The organism is Actinotalea solisilvae (genome assembly GCF_016464425.1).
In the GTDB taxonomy this organism is placed as follows: Bacteria; Actinomycetota; Actinomycetes; order Actinomycetales; family Cellulomonadaceae; genus Actinotalea; species Actinotalea solisilvae.
The window spans coordinates 1-17,011 of the sequence record NZ_JADDKQ010000005.1 but is presented as its reverse complement, the minus strand read 5'-3'; the positions used below and the strand labels follow the sequence as shown (position 1 = coordinate 17,011).

Genomic DNA, 17,011 nt, shown 5'->3' with positions numbered 1-17,011 from the left:
CACGCGCCCGTGGCCCCGGTCGGGTCAGACGGCGACGGGCTCCACCCCCAGCTCGTCGAGCAGCTGCAGCACGCGCCCACGGATCTCGTCCCGGATCACGCGGACGGGCTCGATCCCCTGGCCGGCAGGGTCGTCGAGCGCCCAGTCCTCGTAGCGCTTGCCGGGGAAGATCGGGCAGACGTCGCCGCACCCCATCGTGATGACGACGTCGGACGCCTGGACGGCCTCCGTCGTGAGCACCTTGGGTCGCTGGTCGCGGATGTCGATGCCCACCTCGAGCATGGCGTCGACGGCCGTGGGGTTGATCTGGTCGGCCGGCATCGAGCCCGCCGAGCGCACCTCCACGGCACCGCCCGACAGGTGCGTGAGGAACCCGGCCGCCATCTGCGACCGGCCGGCGTTGTGCACGCACACGAACAGGGCGGACGGTCGGGCGTCGGTGGTCGGCGTGGTGCTCTCGGTCATGCGTCCTCCTGGGATCGCTGCCCGCCGGACGGCGGGACGAGGTCGGCGGCGAGCGCCCGGACCCGGGCCTCGAGGTCGTCCCGGATCGCCTGCACGCCGAGCGGGGAGGCGAGCGCGGGATCGCCCACCGCCCAGTCCTCGTAGCGCTTGCCGGGGAGCACCGGGCACGCGTCGCCGCAGCCCATGGTGACGATGACGTCCGCCGCACGGACGGCGTCGTCGGTGAGCGGCTTGGGGAAGGGCTCCTCGTCGCCGTCGGCGAGGAGGGCGTCGAGGACGGGCCGGACCGTCGCGTGCACTTCGGCGGCGGGGACGGAGCCCGCCGAGCGCACGACGACGGCGTCGCCGGCGACCCGCCGCAGCAGCGCCGCGGCGAGCTGCGAGCGCCCGGCGTTCGCGACGCAGACGAAGAGCACGCGCGGCCTGCGGTCGCCGTCGCCCGCGCGGGCCGCCGCGATGTCCTCGAGCCGCTGCCGGGCGAACCGCTCGGCGAGCACCGGGAGGTGCTGCGTGACGCGCGCCGTCCGGCCGAGCGCGGTGTAGGAGCCCCGGACCACGCGCGTCACGAGCTCGTCGTCGAGGTCGGCGAAGCGGGCGGCGAGGCGGCGCGTGGTGCGCGCGAGCACCGCGTCGACGTCGAGGAGCACGTGGTCCGTGTCGTCGCCGTCGCGCGCCGTCGGCCCGGCACCCGGTCCCGTCGACCGCGCCGCCGCGGCGGCCAGTGCGTCGAGCAGGTCGGACACCACCCGGTCCATGCCCGGGGCGAGGCCGTACAGCACCCAGGTGCCGCGCCGCTCGGCGACGAGGACGCCGGCCTCCCGCAGCGCGCGCAGGTGGTGCGAGACGGTCGGCGCGGTCAGCTCGGTCAGGGAGGCGATCGCGCCGGCGGGGAGCCGACCCGACGCGGCGCCGGCGACGGCGGAGACGATCTGCAGCCGGAGCGGGTCGGCGAGCGCCCGGAGCACTCCCGCCACCCCCTCCGCGGCGTCGCGGGAGAGCGCGTGCTGGGGACCGACGTCGGTCGTCGTCATGGGCCGCCTCCTTGTTTCGACGATCCTCTCATTAGAAGATCCTCGAAACAAGGCCTTAGCAGATCAGCTCACCCGAAGCGGCCGGAGATGTAGTCCTCCGTCGCCTGCTGCGTCGGGGTCGAGAACATGGTGCGCGTGTCGTCCATCTCGACCAGCCGGCCGGGCTTGCCCGTGCCCTCGATCGTGAAGAACGCGGTGCGGTCGCTGACGCGGGCCGCCTGCTGCATGTTGTGGGTGACGATGACGATCGTGTAGTCGTCCTTGAGCTCGGCCATGAGGTCCTCGATGGCGAGCGTCGAGATCGGGTCGAGCGCCGAGCACGGCTCGTCCATGAGCAGCACCTGCGGCTTCACCGCGATCGCGCGCGCGATGCAGAGGCGCTGCTGCTGCCCGCCCGAGAGCGACGAGCCCGGGCGGTCGAGACGGTCCTTGACCTCGTTCCAGAGGTTCGCGCCCCGCAGCGACGACTCGACCAGGTCGTTCGCGTCGCCCTTGGAGATGCGGCGGTTGTTGAGCCGGACGCCCGCGAGGACGTTCTCGGCGATCGACATCGTCGGGAACGGGTTCGGTCGCTGGAAGACCATGCCGACCTGGCGGCGCACCGCGACGGGGTCGACGCCGGCTCCGTACAGGTCGACGCCGTCCATGAGCACCGTGCCCTGGACCCGAGCACCCGGGATGACCTCGTGCATGCGGTTGAGCGTGCGCAGGAAGGTCGACTTGCCGCAGCCCGAGGGGCCGATGAGCGCGGTGATCGACCGCGGCTCGATGGTCATGGCGACGTCGGCGACGGCCCGGAACGAGCCGTAGAAGACGTCGAGGTCCTTGATGTCGATGCGCTGTGCCACGAGGGCGTCCTTCCGGGGGTGCGGGGTGAGGTCGAGGGGGCGGCGTCGGCCGTCAGCGGCCGGCCTTCGGCGCGAAGTACCGCGCGACGAGGCGGGCGCCGAGGTTGATCACCATGACGATGAGGATGAGCGTGAGGGCCGCGGCCCAGGCGCGGTCGATGTTGATCGTCTCGATGCAGTCCGTGGCGCCCTCCGTGCACGGGACCAGGCCCTGCGCGTACTGGCGGAACACGTAGACGGGGAGGGTCATCATGCGGCCCTCGAACACGTTGGTGTTGATCGAGTCGATGACGCCCACGGTGACGAGGAGGGGCGCGGTCTCGCCGATGACGCGCGCGATCGCGAGCATGACGCCCGTGACGATGCCGCCGACGGCGGTCCGCAGCACGACCTTGACGACCGTGAGCCACTTGGGCACGCCGAGGGCGTAGGACGCCTCGCGCAGCTCGTTCGGGACGAGCCGCAGCATCTCCTCGCACGACCGGACGACGACGGGGATCATGAGGACGGACAGCGCGACGGCGCCGACCAGGCCGAACCGCACGCCGGGTCCGAAGAACACCGCGAAGAGCGCGTACGCGAACAGGCCGGCGACGATCGACGGGATGCCCGTCATGACGTCGACGAAGAACGTCACGGCCCGTGCGAGCGGCCCGCGGCCGTACTCGACCAGGTAGACCGCGGCCATGATCCCGATGGGCACCGAGATGACCGTCGCCGCCCCGGTGACGAGCACGGTGCCGACGATCGCGTGGTAGATGCCGCCGGCGTCCATGCCGCCGAAGACGCCGCGCATCGAGACGGTGAGGAAGTAGGGCGAGAGCCGCTCGACGCCGTTGCTCACGACGGTCCACGCGAGCGAGAGCAGCGGCACGAGCGCGACGCCGAACGCGAGCGCGACGACGACCGTCATCGCGCGGTCCGTGAACCGGCGACGGCCGCCGGAGGAGGTGAGCAGGTCGCGCGTCGTCGCGCTGCTCGGCGACCGGTCGGCCGTGGGGGTGGTGGTGGCCATCAGTTCGCTCCGGAGAAGTCCTTGCGCCGGGACACGACCCAGCGCGCGGCCATGTTGACGGCCAGCGTGATGACGAACAGGGCGAGACCGGTCGCGATGAGCGTCGAGACGCCCAGCGGGTTGGCCTCGGGGAACTGGTTCGCGATGTTGGCGGCGATGGTCTGGTGGCGACCGGCCTGGAGCAGCGCGAACGAGTAGGTGAACCCGGGCGAGAGGATCATGAGCACGGCCATCGTCTCGCCGAGCGCGCGGCCGAGCCCGAGCATCGAGGCGCTGATGAGGCCCGAGCGTCCGAACGGCAGGACGGCCATCCGGATCATCTCCCAGCGGGTCGCGCCGAGGGCGAGCGCCGCCTCCTCGTGCAGGCGCGGCGTCTGGAGGAAGACCTCGCGCGAGACGGCCGTGATGATCGGCAGGATCATCACGGCGAGCACCAGGCCGACCGTCATGATCGTGCGCGGCGGCTGGCTCGCGGGCCCGGCGAAGAGCGGGATCCAGCCCAGGGTGTCCGCGAGCCACTCCCACAGCGGCGAGAGGCGGGGCGCGAGCCAGACGACGCCCCACAGGCCGTACACGACGCTCGGGACGGCCGCGAGCAGGTCGACGACGTACCCGAGCCCCGACGCGATGCGGCGCGGGGCGTAGTGCGACGTGAAGAGCGCGATGCCGACCGCGAGGGGCACGGCGATGACGAGCGCCACGAGCGCGCCGAGCACCGTGCCGAAGATCAGCGGCCCGACGAAGCCCAGCAGGGTCTCGCCCTCGGGGAACCACTGGACGCCCTCGCTCAGCTCCTCCGACGACGCCGACATCGCGGGCCAGGCCCGGAGCACGAGGAAGACGGCGACGGCCGCGAGCACCACGAGGATCGTGGCACCCGCGCCGGTCGCCGTCGTGGCGAACAGGCGTCCCGCGAGGTCGCGGCGGGTCGAGCGGACGGCGCGGCCCGTGTCGCCGGACCGCTCGCGACCGGGTGGCGTCCCGCCGTCGGCAGGGGGTGGCCCGGCCGCCGACGCGTGGCGGGCGGGGGGCTCGGTCTCGGGGGTGCTGACCAGCCGGGGGGTGCTGCTGCTCACGGGTGCTCCGGGGAGGGGGAGGCGCTGACGGACGGACGGCGCACGGTGGCCGGCCCGAGCGGGGCCGGCCACCGTGCGGGCGTCGGTCAGGAGATGGACTCGATGACGGACTCGACCTCGGCCCGCAGCTCGTCCGAGATGGGGGCGGCGCCCGCGGCCTCGGCCGCGGTCGTCTGGCCCTCCTCGCTCGCCACGTACCCGAGGAACGCCTTGACGAGCTCGGCCTCGGCCGGGTCCTCGTACTGCGTGCAGGCGAGCGAGTAGGAGACGAGGACCAGCGGGTAGGCACCCTCGGCCGTCGTCGTGCGGTCGAGCTCGACCACGAGGCTGGCCTCCGGCCGGCCCTCGGCGCGCGGGGACGCGTCGACGACCGCGGCCGCGGCCTCGGGCGAGTACGGCACGTAGGCCTCGCCGACCTTGACCGCGACGGTGCCGAGCGAGCCGGCCTTCGACGCGTCGGCGTAGCCGATCGTCCCGTCGCCGTCGGTCACCGTCTGGACGACGCCCGACGTGCCCTGGGCGGACTGCCCACCCGCGACCGGCCAGTCGCCGCTCGCCTCGTGCGGCCACGCCTCGGGGGCGGTCGCCGCGAGGTACTCGGTGAAGTTCTCGGTGGTGCCGGACTCGTCCGAGCGGTTGACCGGCGTGATCGGCAGGTCGGGGAGCTCGACGTCGGGGTTCTCCGCGGCGATCTCCGGGGCGTTCCACGTCGTGATCTTCTGGTCGAAGATGCCCGCGATCGTCGCCGGCGACATGTTCAGGGAGTCGATGCCCTCGAGGCTGAAGATCACCGCGATCGGCGAGATGTAGAGGGGGAGCTCGGCGGCCTCGCCGCTCACGCAGCGGTCGGCGGCCTGGGCCAGCTCGTCCTCCTTGAGCGCCGCGTCCGAGCCGGCGAACTGCGTGCCGCCCTCGAGGAACTGCGTGCGCCCGCCGCCCGACCCGACCGGGTCGTAGGCCACGGAGACGTCCGGGTTCGAGCTCTGGAAGCCGGCGATCCAGGCCTGCATCGCGGACTCCTGGGAGCTCGCGCCGGCGCCCTCGAGCTGGCCGCTCAGGGTCGAGACCTCCTCGGTGTCGGGGGAACCCGAGGCGGCGGGGTCAGGCTCAACCGCGTTGTCCGAGCCGCACGCTGCGAGGGTCAGCGAGAGCGCGCCGATGGCGACGACGGTCGCCTTCCGGCTGAGTCGGTCGATCTTCACTGTGTTCCGTCCTGTCGATCCGTGCCCGGGGCGGGGTCTGCCCCCAGCACTCCGGACGGTAGGGAGCGCGGGTGACCGGGGACCCGGGCGACGGTGAACGCAGGGTGAACGCGGCGGGACGGTTCGGTCCGGCGGGACGGCGTGGTCCGAGGGGACGTGCCCGGCGCGACGCTGCGCCGGGCGCGGGCTCAGTGGTCGGCGAGCTTGTAGCCCAGGCCGCGCACGGTCTGCAGGCGCACCGGGTTGCCCGGGTCCGCCTCGATCTTCGCGCGGATGCGCTTGACGTGGACGTCGAGGGTCTTGGTGTCGCCGACGTAGTCCGAGCCCCACACCCGGTCGATGAGCTGCCCGCGCGTGAGGACGCGGCCCGCGTTGCGCATGAGGAACTCGAGGAGCTCGAACTCCTTGAGCGGGAACGCGGTCGCGACGCCGTCGACCTCGACCGTGTGCCGCTCGGGGTCGAGGCGCACGGGCCCGACCTCGAGCGCGCCGTCGTCGAGCGCCTCGGGCGCCTCGGTGCGCCGGCGCAGCACCGCACGGATGCGCGCGAGCAGCTCGCGCGACGAGTACGGCTTGGTCACGTAGTCGTCGGCGCCGATCTCGAGGCCCACGACCTTGTCGATCTCGCTGTCCTTCGCGGTGAGCATGATGACCGGCACGTTGCTCGTCTGGCGCAGGCGGCGGCACACCTCGATCCCGCTGAGCCCGGGCAGCATGAGGTCGAGCAGGACGAGGTCCGCTCCCACGCGCTCGAACTCGTCGAGCGCGTCGGGGCCGGTCGCGGCCACCGACACGTCGAAGCCCTCCTTGCGCAGGAGGTAGGACAGCGGGTCGCGGTAGGACTCCTCGTCCTCGACCACGAGGATGCGCGTCATGCGCCGTCTCCTTCTTCGGGCACGCCGGCCGACGCCAGCGGCAGGCGGATGGTGAAGGTCGAGCCCTGGCCGGGCTCGGACCACACGGTGACCTCGCCGCCGTGGTCGGCCGCGATGTGCTTGACGATGCTCAGGCCGAGGCCCGTGCCGCCAGTGTCGCGCGACCGCGCCTCGTCGACGCGGTAGAACCGCTCGAACAGCCGGTCCTGCTGGTCGGTCGGGATCCCGATGCCCTGGTCGACGACGGCGACCTCGACGAGGCCGTCGCCGGTGCGCAGCGTGGTGCCGACGGCGATGCGCGTGCCCGGGTCGGAGTAGGCGATCGCGTTGTCGAGCAGGTTGCGGACGGCGGTGACGAGCAGGTCGTGGTCGCCCCACACGTGCGCGCCCCGGTCGCCGCCGGACTCGAGCGCGATGTCCTTGGCCGCCGCGCCGGTCCGCGCGCGGTCGACCGCCTCGTGGACGACGTCGTCGAGCGGGACCGTGCGCGCCTGGTTCAGCGGGTCCTCGACCTGGAGCCGCGACAGCTCGATGATCTCCTGCACGAGGTGGCTCAGGCGCGTCGACTCGGTCTGGATGCGCGCTGCGAACCGCCGCACGGCCTCGGGGTCCTCCGCCGCCTGCTCGACCGTCTCGGCCAGCAGCGCGAGCGCGCCGACGGGCGTCTTGAGCTCGTGCGAGACGTTGACGACGAAGTCGCGGCGGATCGCCTCGACGCGGCGCGCCTCGGTGCGGTCCTCGGCGAGCAGCAGGACGTGCCGGATGCCCAGCGGTGCGACGCGCAGCTGCACGAGGATCGTCGCCCCGCCGAGCGGGCCGCGCGGGAGCTCGAGCTCGGCGTCGCGGATCTCGCCGTCGCGCGCGACCGCCGCGGTCAGCGCGCGCACCTCCTCGTGCGCGACGCGGTCGCTGCGGACGAGGCCGAACGCGTGGGCCGCGGCGCTCGCGCGGACCACGGTCCCGTCGAGCGTGACGACGACGGCGGCCGAGCGCAGCACGGCGAGCACCGCGGCGACGCCCTCGTCGAGCCCGTCGGTGGGCGGCTCGGGCGGTTCGGCGTGCTGCTCGCGCTCGCTCACCCGGAACGCGAGCGCGGCCGCGAGCCCCACGGCGAGGCCCAGCAGGCCCGCCACCAGGGCCGTCATCCCATCGATCACATCGCCACCCTACGGTCGCCGCGGCACCCCTCCGTCGCGTGACGAGCCCCTGCCGCCCCGACGCCCGCTGATGTTCACCTCGGGGTGGCCGACCGTTCACCTCGCCCTGCGAACCTCCGCCGTGGAGCACGCGCCACCGCGTGCGCGCCGACCCGGAGGGCGGCGCACCGCCGCCCGGACCGACGGTCCGCGGACGGTCCGACGACCGGCCGCACGCGGCCGACGACAGGCAGGGACAGCATGCGGGACATCTTCACGGCGGAGCTCACGGCGCTCGGCGAGGACCTCACGGCGATGAGCCGGCTGGTCGAGTCCGCGATCGCGTCCGCGGGCACCGCGCTGCTGACCGCGGACCTCCCGCTCGCCGAGAGCGTCATCGCGGACGACCACACCATCGACGCCATCGAGCGCGACCTCGACGAGCGCTGCGTGCTGCTCATCGCGCAGCAGCAGCCCGTCGCGCGCGACCTGCGGGTCGTCGTCTCCGCGCTGCGGATGAGCGCGTCCCTCGAGCGCATGGGCGACCTCGCGCGGCACATCGCCGAGGTCGCGCGCCTGCGCTACCCCGCCTCCGCGGTGCCGGCCGGCCTGGTCGACACGTTCACGCAGATGCACCAGGGGGCCGTCGCCGTCGCGCAGGCGGTGACCCAGGTGCTCGCCTCGCACGACCTCGACGTGGCGGCTGCCATCGAGAAGGCCGACGACCTGCTCGACCACCTCCACGCCGAGACGTTCGGCGCGACGCTCGGCGGCACCCAGCAGCTCACCGCGCAGGAGACGGTCGACGTCACCCTGTGCGCGCGGTACTTCGAGCGCTTCGGCGACCACGGCGTCGCCGTCGCGCGCCGCGTGGTCTACCTCGTCACGGGCGACTTCGCCGAGGACCGCGGCGCCTGACCCGCACCAGCGGCGCCCCACCCGCACGCGCCGGAGCCCCTCCGGCGACCCGGTCCGCTCAGGACGTGCGGCGCGCGGTGCCCCTGGTGCCGGTGGCACGCCACCGGCCTGCCGCGACGTCACACCGGCATCACGAGCACCGTGCGCCGCACGTCTCGTCCGGACCCGACCGCGGAAGCACCGCGGGCCGGGCGCGGTTGACGGGGACATGACCGAGCCGAGCGCGATGCCGACCACGCCCATCCCCGCCGTGCACGAGCTGCGGCTCGTCATGACCGTGCAGGACTTCGAGGCGGCGGTCGCGCTCTGGCGCGACCGGCTCGGCCTGCCGCAGTCGGCCGACTTCAGCGGCCCGCAGGGCAGGGTCGTGCTGCTCGAGGCGGGCCGCGCGACGCTCGAGCTGGTCGACGCCGACCAGGCCGCCTACATCGACGACGTCGAGGTCGGCCGGCGAGTGGCCCCGGCGTTGCGGGTCGCGCTCGGCGTCGCCGACGCGGCCGACGCGGCCGGGACGCTCGAGGCGGCCGGTGCCGCGGTCGTCGCGCCGCCGACGCGCACCCCGTGGGGGTCCCTCAACGCGCGCCTGGACACCCCCGACGCCGTCCACCTCACCGTCTTCTCGGACGAGGCCTAGCGCGCTCCACGGGTCGCGGCCCGACGCACGACGGTCCGCCACCCGCGAGGGGTGACGGACCGTCGTCGGACGTGCGCCGGCAGCGCCGGCGGAGGGGTCAGCGACCCTGGTTCGCGACCGCCTTGATGGCCTCGGCCGCGGCCTCGGGGTCGAGGTACTGGCCGCCCTTCGTCACGGGCTTGAGGGTCTCCTCGTCGAGCTCGTAGCGCAGCGGGATGCCCGTGGGGATGTTGATCCCGGCGATGGTCTCGTCGTCGATGTCGTCGAGGTACTTGACGATCGCGCGGATCGAGTTGCCGTGCGCCGCGACGAGCACGGTCTTGCGCTCGCGCAGGTCGGGGACGATCGCGCTCTCCCAGTAGGGCAGCGCGCGCTCGAGGACGTCCTTGAGGCACTCGGTGCGCACCGTGGGCTCGCCCGCGTAGCGCGGGTCCGCGTCCTGCGAGAACTCCGAGCCGAGCGCGATCTCGGGCGGCGGGACGTCGTAGGAGCGGCGCCACAGCATGAACTGCTCCTCGCCGAACTCCGCGAGCGTCTGCTTCTTGTCCTTGCCCTGGAGCGCGCCGTAGTGCCGCTCGTTGAGGCGCCAGCTGCGCTTGACGGGGATCCAGTGCCGGTCGGCGGCGTCGAGCGCGAGGTTCGCGGTCGTGATCGCGCGGCGCAGGAGCGACGTGTGCACGACGTCGGGGAGGACGCCGGCGTCGGTGAGCAGCGTGCCGCCGCGCTTCGCCTCGGCCACGCCCTTCTCGGAGAGGGCGACGTCGACCCAGCCGGTGAACAGGTTCTTGGCGTTCCACTCGCTCTCGCCGTGGCGGAGCAGGACAAGGGTGTAGGTCATGCGTCCATCCTGCCGCACGGCCCGCGGGCCGCCTCCGGGACGTCCGTCCAGCAGACGTGCCGCGCGCGGCGGTAGGCGCGGTCAGCGCGCGACGGGCCGCCGGTGCCGGGGGTGCCCCGTGAGGGCGCGGCGACGCTCGGCCGCGAGCTCGTAGACCTTGAGCATCGAGGCCGCCGCGGCGTCCCAGCCGAGCCCGCGCGCGTGCCGGCGCGCCCCGGCGCCGAGCAGCGCGCGACGGGCCGGGTCGGCCAGCAGGTCGGCGAGCGCGCGCGCCCACGCGTCGGGCTCGTGACCCCGCACGAGCACACCCGTCACGCCGTCGACGACGACGGTGCGCAGCCCTCCGACGCCGGCCGCGACGACGGGCGTCCCGCACGCCTGCGCCTCGGCCGCGACGAGCCCGAAGGACTCGCTGCGCGACGGCACGGCGACGACGTCGGCGGCGCGGTACCAGCGCGCGAGCGCGGCCCGCGCGACGGGTGGCCGCAGGCGCACCCGGTCCGCGACGCCGAGCGACGCGGCGAGCGCACGCAGGTCGTCGACCGCGGCACGGCCCCCGCTCGCGCCGCCGAGGACGACGAGGAGCGGCACGGGCAGCGCCCGCGCGCGCAGGGCGGCGAGCGCCCGGACGAGGACGTCGGGCGCCTTGAGCGGCTGCACGCGGCCCGCGAAGAGGACGACGTGCTCGTCGGGCGGCAGGCCGACCTCGCGGCGCGCGCGCGCACGGGCGTCGTGGGGGTCGCGCGCCCGCGCGTCCGGCCCGAAGAGGTCGAGGTCGACGCCCGGGGCGACGACGTGGACGGCGGCCGGGTCGGCGTCGTAGAGCTCGACGAGGTCTCCCGCCTCCTCGGCCGTGCTCGCCACGAGGGCGTCGGCGGCCGCGACGACCTGCTCCTCGCCGATGACGCGCCCGTGCGGCTCGGGGGCGTCGCCGGGCGCGAGCGCGGCGTTCTTGACCTTGGCGAGCGTGTGCATGGTGTGCACGAGCGGGACGTCCCAGCGGTCGGCCGCGAGGAAGCCGACCTGGCCCGACAGCCAGTAGTGCGCGTGGACGACGTCGTACCAGCCCGCGGACCGCGCTGCCTCGGTCCGCAGGACACCCGCGGTGAACGCGCAGAGCTGGCCCGGCAGCTCGCTCTTGTCGAGGCCCTCGTAGGGGCCGGCGGGCACGTGCCGGACGAGCACGCGCTCGTCGAGCGGCACGACGTCGGGCTGCGACGACGCCGTCGCGCGCGTGAAGATCTCGACCTCCGCGCCGCGCGCGGCGAGCGCGCGCGCGAGGTCGGTGACGTAGACGTTCATGCCGCCGGCATCACCGGTGCCCGGCTGGTCCAGCGGCGACGTGTGCACGGAGAGCATGGCCACGCGTGGTTCGTCCCTCACCGCTGCCTCACCCGCCGCTCCTCGTCGCCGGCGCGCACGGAGGCCGCCGTCCACCGTTGACAGAGCAAGTATCCGTCGTCCGGGGCGTGCGCGCTCACCGGGCCCACGGAGCGGGCGGCCGGACGGGCCGCGGCACCTCAGGCCGGGACGACGCAGGCGGGGTACGGCACGGCGAGCGACCCCGCGACCTCGCCCACGGCGGCGCCGTCCCAGGGCAGGCTCGTGACGAGCCCGGCGTTCTGCACCGCGACCACCACCCAGCCGGCGGCAGACCCGTGGTCCCCCGGGACGAGCGCGAGGTGGCGCGGCCACGCGCCCCCGACGGGTGCGTCCGCGCGGTGCTCGACCCGGGCGCCGCCGTCGAGCAGCGCGAACCGCGCGACGACGTCGGCGCCGCGCACGCCCACGAGCAGCTGCTCGCCCGCGACGACCGGGTGCGCGGGGTAGAGGTGGCGGCCCGACACGACGGGGCTCGCGCACGCGGGCACGACCTGCAGCTCGGTCGCCGTCCCCGAGGGCGCGTCCCACGCGAGCACGTGCACGGTCGCCGTGAGCTCCCCGACCACGTAGAGGTGCCCACCGGGGCCGACGGCGAGGTGCCGCGGCCCGGTGCCGGGGGCGAACCGGAACGCCGTCCCCTGCTCGGTCAGCCCGCCGTCGCCGTCGACGCGGAACCGGCGCAGCTCGTCGGTGCCGAGGTCCGCGACGAGCAGCCACCCGCCGTCGACGAGCGTGCTCGAGTGCGCGTGCGGCCCCTCCTGCCGGTCCGCGCGCGGCCCCGAGCCGCGGTGGCCGAACGTCGCGGCGGGGCGGCCGGTCGCGACGACCTCGGGCGCGAAGCCGCCGTCGGGCGCGAGCGGGACGACGACGACCGAGCCGGTCTCGTAGTTGGTCGCCCAGAGCGCGCGGCCCGCGGGGTGGACGAGCAGGTGGCACGGCCAGCCGCCGTCGCTCGAGAGGCGCTGGCGCTCGGTGAGGGTGCCGTCCTCGGCGACCTCGAACGCCGTGAGGCTGCCCTCGTCCCACTCGCCCGCGGCGTAGAGCCACCCGCCGCCGGGGTGCGTCGCGAGGAACGACGGGGTCGGCGTGGCCGCGGCGAGCCGGCCCTCGAGGCGACCGCTCGCCGGGTCCAGCTCGAGCAGCCAGATCCCCTCGCCGGTGCCCACCGCGCCGCCCGGGCCGTCCGCGGGGTACGTGCCGACCCACACGCGCACGGGTCGCGCCCCGGCCTCGGCGTCGGCCGGGCGGGCCGGCGTGGGGGGCGTGGCGGAGGTCACAGGGCGTGAGCCTAGGGGCGGCGACCGCGGCCCCGGCACCGCCGACCGAGGGGCGGCACGTGTCCCTCAGGCGTCGGCGCCCGCCGCGACGACGGCGTCCTCGCCTGCCCAGCCCGCCGGGTCGTCCACGAGCGCCTGGAGCACCGACAGCGCGCCGCCCGTCATGGCCGGGTAGCGGCCCGCGCGCGCGACGCTCACCTCGACGCTCGACCACGCCGCGGAGATGACGCGGCGCCGCAGCTGAGCGCTCACGGCGTCGGCGAGGCGCGGCGCGAGCTCGGCGTAGATGCCGCCGAGCACGACCTGCTCGACGTCGACGACGTTGACGACGTTGGCGAGCGCGACGCCCAGCGCGGAGCCGGCGACGTCGAGCGCGGCCAGCGCGCGCGGGTCGCCGTCGTCGGCCGCGGCGAGGAGCGCGGACAGCGGCGCGGACCGGTCGAGCCCGGCCCGCGCGAGGACGGCGTCCTGGCCCGCGTAGCTCTCGAGGGTGCCGCCCTCGTCGGCGGTGCCGGCGGTGCCCGCGGTGCCCAGGACCATGTGGCCGATCTCGCCGCTCCACCCGTGCCGGCCCGCGAAGATCTGCCCGTCGAGGACGATCGCGCCACCGACGCCGACCTCACCCGAGACGTAGACGAAGCTCGACGGGCCGTCGCCGCGCCGCGCTCGCGCCTCGGCGCCGGCGGCGAGGTTGGCCTCGTTGGCCAGGCGCGGCGGCAGCCCCGCGAGGACCGGGTGGCGCGTGAGCAGGGCCACGACGTCGACGTCGTGCCAGCCGAGGTTGGGGGCGAGGCGCAGCGGGCCGGTGACGCTGTCCACGAGGCCGGGCAGCGCGAGCGCCGTCCCGACGAGCGCGACGCCGTCGGCGGACAGACGCGCGACCACCTGCCCCGCGAGGCGCGCGAGGCGGTCGAGGACGTCGGCCGGGTCGCTGCCGCGGAAGTCGCCGCCCTCGACCTCCTCGGCGACGACCTCCCCCGCGAGGTCGACCGCCCGGACGCCGAGGTAGTCGACGTTGACCTCCATGCCGACCGCCGCGACCGTGCCGCGCGCGGGGACCAGCGGGACCGCGGGCCGGCCCGCGCGCTGGGCCGCGACCGGGGCGAGCTCGGCGACGAGGTCGAGCGCGAGGAGCCGGTCGACCAGGGCCGAGACGGTGGCGCGCGTGAGGCCCGTGGCGCCCGCGATGTCGGCCCGCGAGACGGGCCGGGGCGCGTCGAGCACGTGCCGCAGCGCGACGCCGAGGTTGTGCTGGCGCAGGCTCTGCTGGCGGGCGACCGCCTCGGGGGCGCGGCGGCCGCGGCCCGTCCCCGACGCTCGGTGCAGCGCCGGGCGCGCACCCTCCTCGACGTCCGTCATGCCTTGACCCTACCGACGATCCGCGGATATGTTTAGTCATCCAACAAATCGGGGTCACCGCCCCGCCCGCTCTCATCGAGGAGACGCCAGATGGTCCGCAAGCCCACCCCCGAGGACAGGTTCTCGTTCGGTCTGTGGACCGTCGGCTGGGCCGCCCGCGACCAGTTCGGCGACGCCACGCGCCCCGAGCTGGACCCGGTCGAGTCCGTGCACCGCCTCGCCGAGCTCGGCGCGTCGTTCGTGACGTTCCACGACGACGACGTCGTGCCCTTCGGCTCGGACGACGCCGAGCGCACCCGCATCCTCGACCGCTTCCGCGGCGCGCTCGACGAGACCGGCATCAAGGTCGAGATGGTCACGACCAACACGTTCTCGCACCCGATCTTCAAGGACGGCGCGTTCACGTCGAACGACCGCCGCGTGCGCCGCTTCGCGCTGCGCAAGATCCTGCGCAACGTCGACCTCGCCGCCGAGCTGGGCGCCGAGACGTTCGTCATGTGGGGCGGCCGCGAGGGCGCCGAGTACGACGCCGCCAAGGACCTCTTCGCCGCGCACCAGCGCTACGCCGAGGGCATCGACACCGTCGCCGGCTACATCAAGGAGAAGGGCTACGGCCTGCGCATCGCGCTCGAGCCCAAGCCGAACGAGCCCCGCGGCGACATCCTCCTGCCGACCATCGGCCACGCGCTCGGCCTCATCTCGACGCTGGACAACGGCGACATCGTCGGCCTCAACCCCGAGGTCGGGCACGAGCAGATGGCGGGCCTCAACTTCACGACGGGCATCGCGCAGGCCCTGTGGCAGGGCAAGCTCTTCCACATCGACCTCAACGGCCAGCGGTCCATCAAGTACGACCAGGACCTCGTCTTCGGCCACGGCGACCTGTTCTCCGCCTTCGCGACCGTGGACCTGCTCGAGAACGGCTTCCCGAGCGGCGGCCCGCGCTACGAGGGCCCGATCCACTTCGACTACAAGCCCTCGCGCACCGAGGACATGCAGGGCGTGTGGGACTCGGCGGCCGCCAACATGGCCACCTACATCCTGCTCAAGGAGCGGGCGCTCGCGTTCCGCGCCGACCCCGAGGTGCAGGAGGCGCTCCACGCGTCCGGCGTGTTCGAGCTCGCGCAGCCGACGCTCGGCGAGGGCGAGACGCTCGAGGCGTTCCTCGCCGACCGCTCGGCGTTCGAGGACGTCGACACCGACGAGGTGGGCGCGCACGGCTTCGCGTTCGTGCGCCTCAACCAGCTCGCGCTCGAGCACGCGCTCGGCGCCCGCTGACCCACAGCCCGCCGTCGTCAGGCCCCGGACGTGCGCACCGCGCCGCGTCCGGGGCCTGACGCGTCCCGCGTGACCACCACCCCCGAACCGAGAACCCCTGAACCCCTGAACCCCGAGGAGAAGCGATGACGCTCGTCGCCGGGGTGGACTCGTCCACCCAGTCCTGCAAGGTCGTCGTCCGCGACGCCGAGACCGGCGCCCTCGTGCGCACCGGCCGCGCGAGCCACCCCGACGGCACCGAGGTCGACCCGCGCCACTGGTGGGACGCGCTCGGCACCGCCCTCGAGGCCGCGGGCGGCATCGACGACGTCGCCGCGCTCGCCGTCGGCGGCCAGCAGCACGGCATGGTCGCGCTCGACGCGGACGGCGCCGTCGTGCGCGACGCGCTGCTGTGGAACGACACGCGCTCGGCCCAGGCCGCGCTCGACCTCGTGCGCGAGCTGGGCGGGTCCGCGGCCGAGGACACGCCCGCCGACGGCGGGGCGGCCGCATGGGCGTCCGCGATCGGGTCCGTGCCCGTGGCCTCGCTCACGGTCACCAAGCTGCGCTGGCTGCGCGACGCCGAGCCGCAGCACGCCGCGCGCGTCGCGGCCGTCGCGCTCCCCCACGACTGGCTGACCTGGCGCCTCGCCGGCAACGACGCGGGCGCGGCCGACCTCGCGGCGCTCGTGACGGACCGCTCCGACGTCTCGGGCACCGGCTACTGGTCGCCCTTCACCGAGGACTACCGGCGCGACCTGCTCACCCTCGCGCTCGGGCACGACGCCGTCCTGCCGCGCGTGCTCGGCCCGTCCGACGTCGCGTACGAGGTCGCGCGGGCCGACGGCTCCACGCTGCTGCTCGGGCCCGGGGCGGGTGACAACGCGGCCGCGGCACTCGGCCTCGGCATGCGCCCGGGCGACGTCGCGATCTCGATCGGGACGTCCGGCGTGGTGTCCGCGATCTCCGCGACGCCGACGGCGGACGCGTCCGGCCTGGTGACGGGCTTCGCCGACGCGACCGGCGCCTACCTGCCGCTCGCGTGCACGCTCAACGCGTCGCGCGTGCTCGACGCCGCCGCGCGCATGCTCGGCGTCGACCACGCGGGGCTCAGCGCGCTCGCGCTCTCGGCGCCCGCGGGGGCCGACGGGCTCGTGCTCGTGCCCTACCTCGAGGGCGAGCGGACGCCCAACAAGCCCGACGCCACGGGCGCGCTGCACGGCATGCGGCTCGCGAACACGACGCCCGCGCACCTCGCGCGCGCCGCGGTCGAGGGCATGCTGTGCGCGCTCGCGGACGGGCTGGACGCGCTGCGCGCGCAGGGCGTGCCGGTCGAGCGGGTCCAGCTCATCGGCGGCGGCGCGCAGTCCGAGGCGGTCCGCCGCATCGCCCCCGCGGTGCTCGGGCTCGACGTCACGGTGCCCGAGCCGGGCGAGTACGTCGCCGACGGCGCCGCGCGCCAGGCCGCGTGGGTCCTCGCGGCCCGGGGCGGGGCCACCGAGGCGCCGTCGTGGGCGGGTGCCCCGAGCGAGACGTTCACCGCGCCCCACGCACCCGTGATCCGCGAGCAGTACGCCGCGGTCCGCGAGCTCACGGCCCGCCGCCCGGCCTGACCCTCCCCGCCGCGGGGGGGGGGGGCCGCCCCCGCGACCCCCCGCCCCCCCCCCCCCCCCCCCCGGCGCCGGGGGGGGGGGGGG

16 protein-coding genes are annotated in these 17,011 nt (G+C 75.1%); 4 read left to right on the top strand and 12 right to left on the bottom strand.

Features of this window, described 5'->3' with window-relative positions; all coding sequences use genetic code 11:
• Positions 1 to 24: 24 nt before the first annotated feature.
• The 8 genes from JIG38_RS05545 to JIG38_RS05510 form a co-directional block, all read right to left on the bottom strand.
• Complete coding sequence (locus JIG38_RS05545) at positions 25 to 465, bottom strand: arsenate reductase ArsC (RefSeq protein WP_199422769.1); 441 nt, start codon at positions 463 to 465, stop codon at positions 25 to 27.
• Positions 462 to 1,496: a metalloregulator ArsR/SmtB family transcription factor gene (locus JIG38_RS05540; RefSeq protein ID WP_199422768.1), complete on the bottom strand. Its 1,035-nt coding sequence runs from the start codon at positions 1,494 to 1,496 to the stop codon at positions 462 to 464. The genes JIG38_RS05545 and JIG38_RS05540 overlap by 4 nt, the downstream gene beginning before the upstream one ends.
• A gap of 68 nt (positions 1,497 to 1,564) precedes the next feature.
• Complete coding sequence (gene pstB / locus JIG38_RS05535) at positions 1,565 to 2,344, bottom strand: phosphate ABC transporter ATP-binding protein PstB (RefSeq protein ID WP_199422767.1); 780 nt, start codon at positions 2,342 to 2,344, stop codon at positions 1,565 to 1,567.
• Positions 2,345 to 2,396: 52 nt separating this feature from the next.
• Positions 2,397 to 3,359 (bottom strand): phosphate ABC transporter permease PstA, encoded by a 963-nt coding sequence (pstA, locus tag JIG38_RS05530; RefSeq protein ID WP_199422766.1) that lies wholly within the window; start codon positions 3,357 to 3,359, stop codon positions 2,397 to 2,399.
• Positions 3,359 to 4,435: a phosphate ABC transporter permease subunit PstC gene (pstC, locus tag JIG38_RS05525; protein ID WP_372419841.1), complete on the bottom strand. Its 1,077-nt coding sequence runs from the start codon at positions 4,433 to 4,435 to the stop codon at positions 3,359 to 3,361. Before pstC ends, pstA begins: the two co-directional genes overlap by 1 nt.
• Before the next feature lie 86 nt (positions 4,436 to 4,521).
• Complete coding sequence (pstS, locus tag JIG38_RS05520; RefSeq protein WP_307844611.1) at positions 4,522 to 5,637, bottom strand: phosphate ABC transporter substrate-binding protein PstS; 1,116 nt, start codon at positions 5,635 to 5,637, stop codon at positions 4,522 to 4,524.
• A gap of 188 nt (positions 5,638 to 5,825) precedes the next feature.
• On the bottom strand, positions 5,826 to 6,512 hold the full coding sequence (locus JIG38_RS05515; protein ID WP_199422765.1) for a response regulator: 687 nt from the start codon (positions 6,510 to 6,512) through the stop codon (positions 5,826 to 5,828).
• Positions 6,509 to 7,657 carry a sensor histidine kinase gene (locus JIG38_RS05510; protein ID WP_199422764.1) on the bottom strand — a complete coding sequence of 383 codons (1,149 nt, stop codon included), beginning with the start codon at positions 7,655 to 7,657 and terminating at the stop codon, positions 6,509 to 6,511. The genes JIG38_RS05515 and JIG38_RS05510 overlap by 4 nt, the downstream gene beginning before the upstream one ends.
• A gap of 252 nt (positions 7,658 to 7,909) precedes the next feature.
• On the opposite strand from JIG38_RS05510, the gene phoU reads away from it, so the two are divergent.
• Positions 7,910 to 8,566 (top strand): phosphate signaling complex protein PhoU, encoded by a 657-nt coding sequence (phoU, locus tag JIG38_RS05505; RefSeq protein ID WP_199422763.1) that lies wholly within the window; start codon positions 7,910 to 7,912, stop codon positions 8,564 to 8,566.
• A gap of 208 nt (positions 8,567 to 8,774) precedes the next feature.
• On the top strand, positions 8,775 to 9,200 hold the full coding sequence (locus tag JIG38_RS05500) for a VOC family protein (protein ID WP_233404524.1): 426 nt from the start codon (positions 8,775 to 8,777) through the stop codon (positions 9,198 to 9,200).
• Between the two features lie 97 nt (positions 9,201 to 9,297).
• On the opposite strand, the gene JIG38_RS05495 is transcribed toward JIG38_RS05500, so the two are convergent.
• The 4 genes from JIG38_RS05495 to JIG38_RS05480 form a co-directional block, all read right to left on the bottom strand.
• Positions 9,298 to 10,038, bottom strand: coding sequence for a phosphoglyceromutase (locus tag JIG38_RS05495; RefSeq protein ID WP_199422762.1), 741 nt, complete (start codon positions 10,036 to 10,038; stop codon positions 9,298 to 9,300).
• A gap of 81 nt (positions 10,039 to 10,119) precedes the next feature.
• The gene (gene mshA, locus JIG38_RS05490; protein ID WP_199422843.1) at positions 10,120 to 11,397 is read right to left on the bottom strand and encodes a D-inositol-3-phosphate glycosyltransferase; all 1,278 of its coding nucleotides are present in this window, start codon (positions 11,395 to 11,397) and stop codon (positions 10,120 to 10,122) included.
• Between the two features lie 161 nt (positions 11,398 to 11,558).
• The gene (locus JIG38_RS05485) at positions 11,559 to 12,698 is read right to left on the bottom strand and encodes a lactonase family protein (protein WP_199422761.1); all 1,140 of its coding nucleotides are present in this window, start codon (positions 12,696 to 12,698) and stop codon (positions 11,559 to 11,561) included.
• A gap of 66 nt (positions 12,699 to 12,764) precedes the next feature.
• Positions 12,765 to 14,057 (bottom strand): ROK family transcriptional regulator, encoded by a 1,293-nt coding sequence (locus JIG38_RS05480; protein ID WP_199422760.1) that lies wholly within the window; start codon positions 14,055 to 14,057, stop codon positions 12,765 to 12,767.
• Positions 14,058 to 14,147: 90 nt separating this feature from the next.
• On the opposite strand from JIG38_RS05480, the gene xylA reads away from it, so the two are divergent.
• Together xylA and xylB are read left to right on the top strand one after the other, a co-directional pair.
• Complete coding sequence (gene xylA / locus JIG38_RS05475) at positions 14,148 to 15,335, top strand: xylose isomerase (RefSeq protein ID WP_199422759.1); 1,188 nt, start codon at positions 14,148 to 14,150, stop codon at positions 15,333 to 15,335.
• A 125-nt stretch (positions 15,336 to 15,460) separates the two neighbouring features.
• Positions 15,461 to 16,927 (top strand): xylulokinase, encoded by a 1,467-nt coding sequence (gene xylB / locus JIG38_RS05470; RefSeq protein WP_199422758.1) that lies wholly within the window; start codon positions 15,461 to 15,463, stop codon positions 16,925 to 16,927.
• The last annotated feature ends 84 nt before the right edge of the window (positions 16,928 to 17,011 follow it).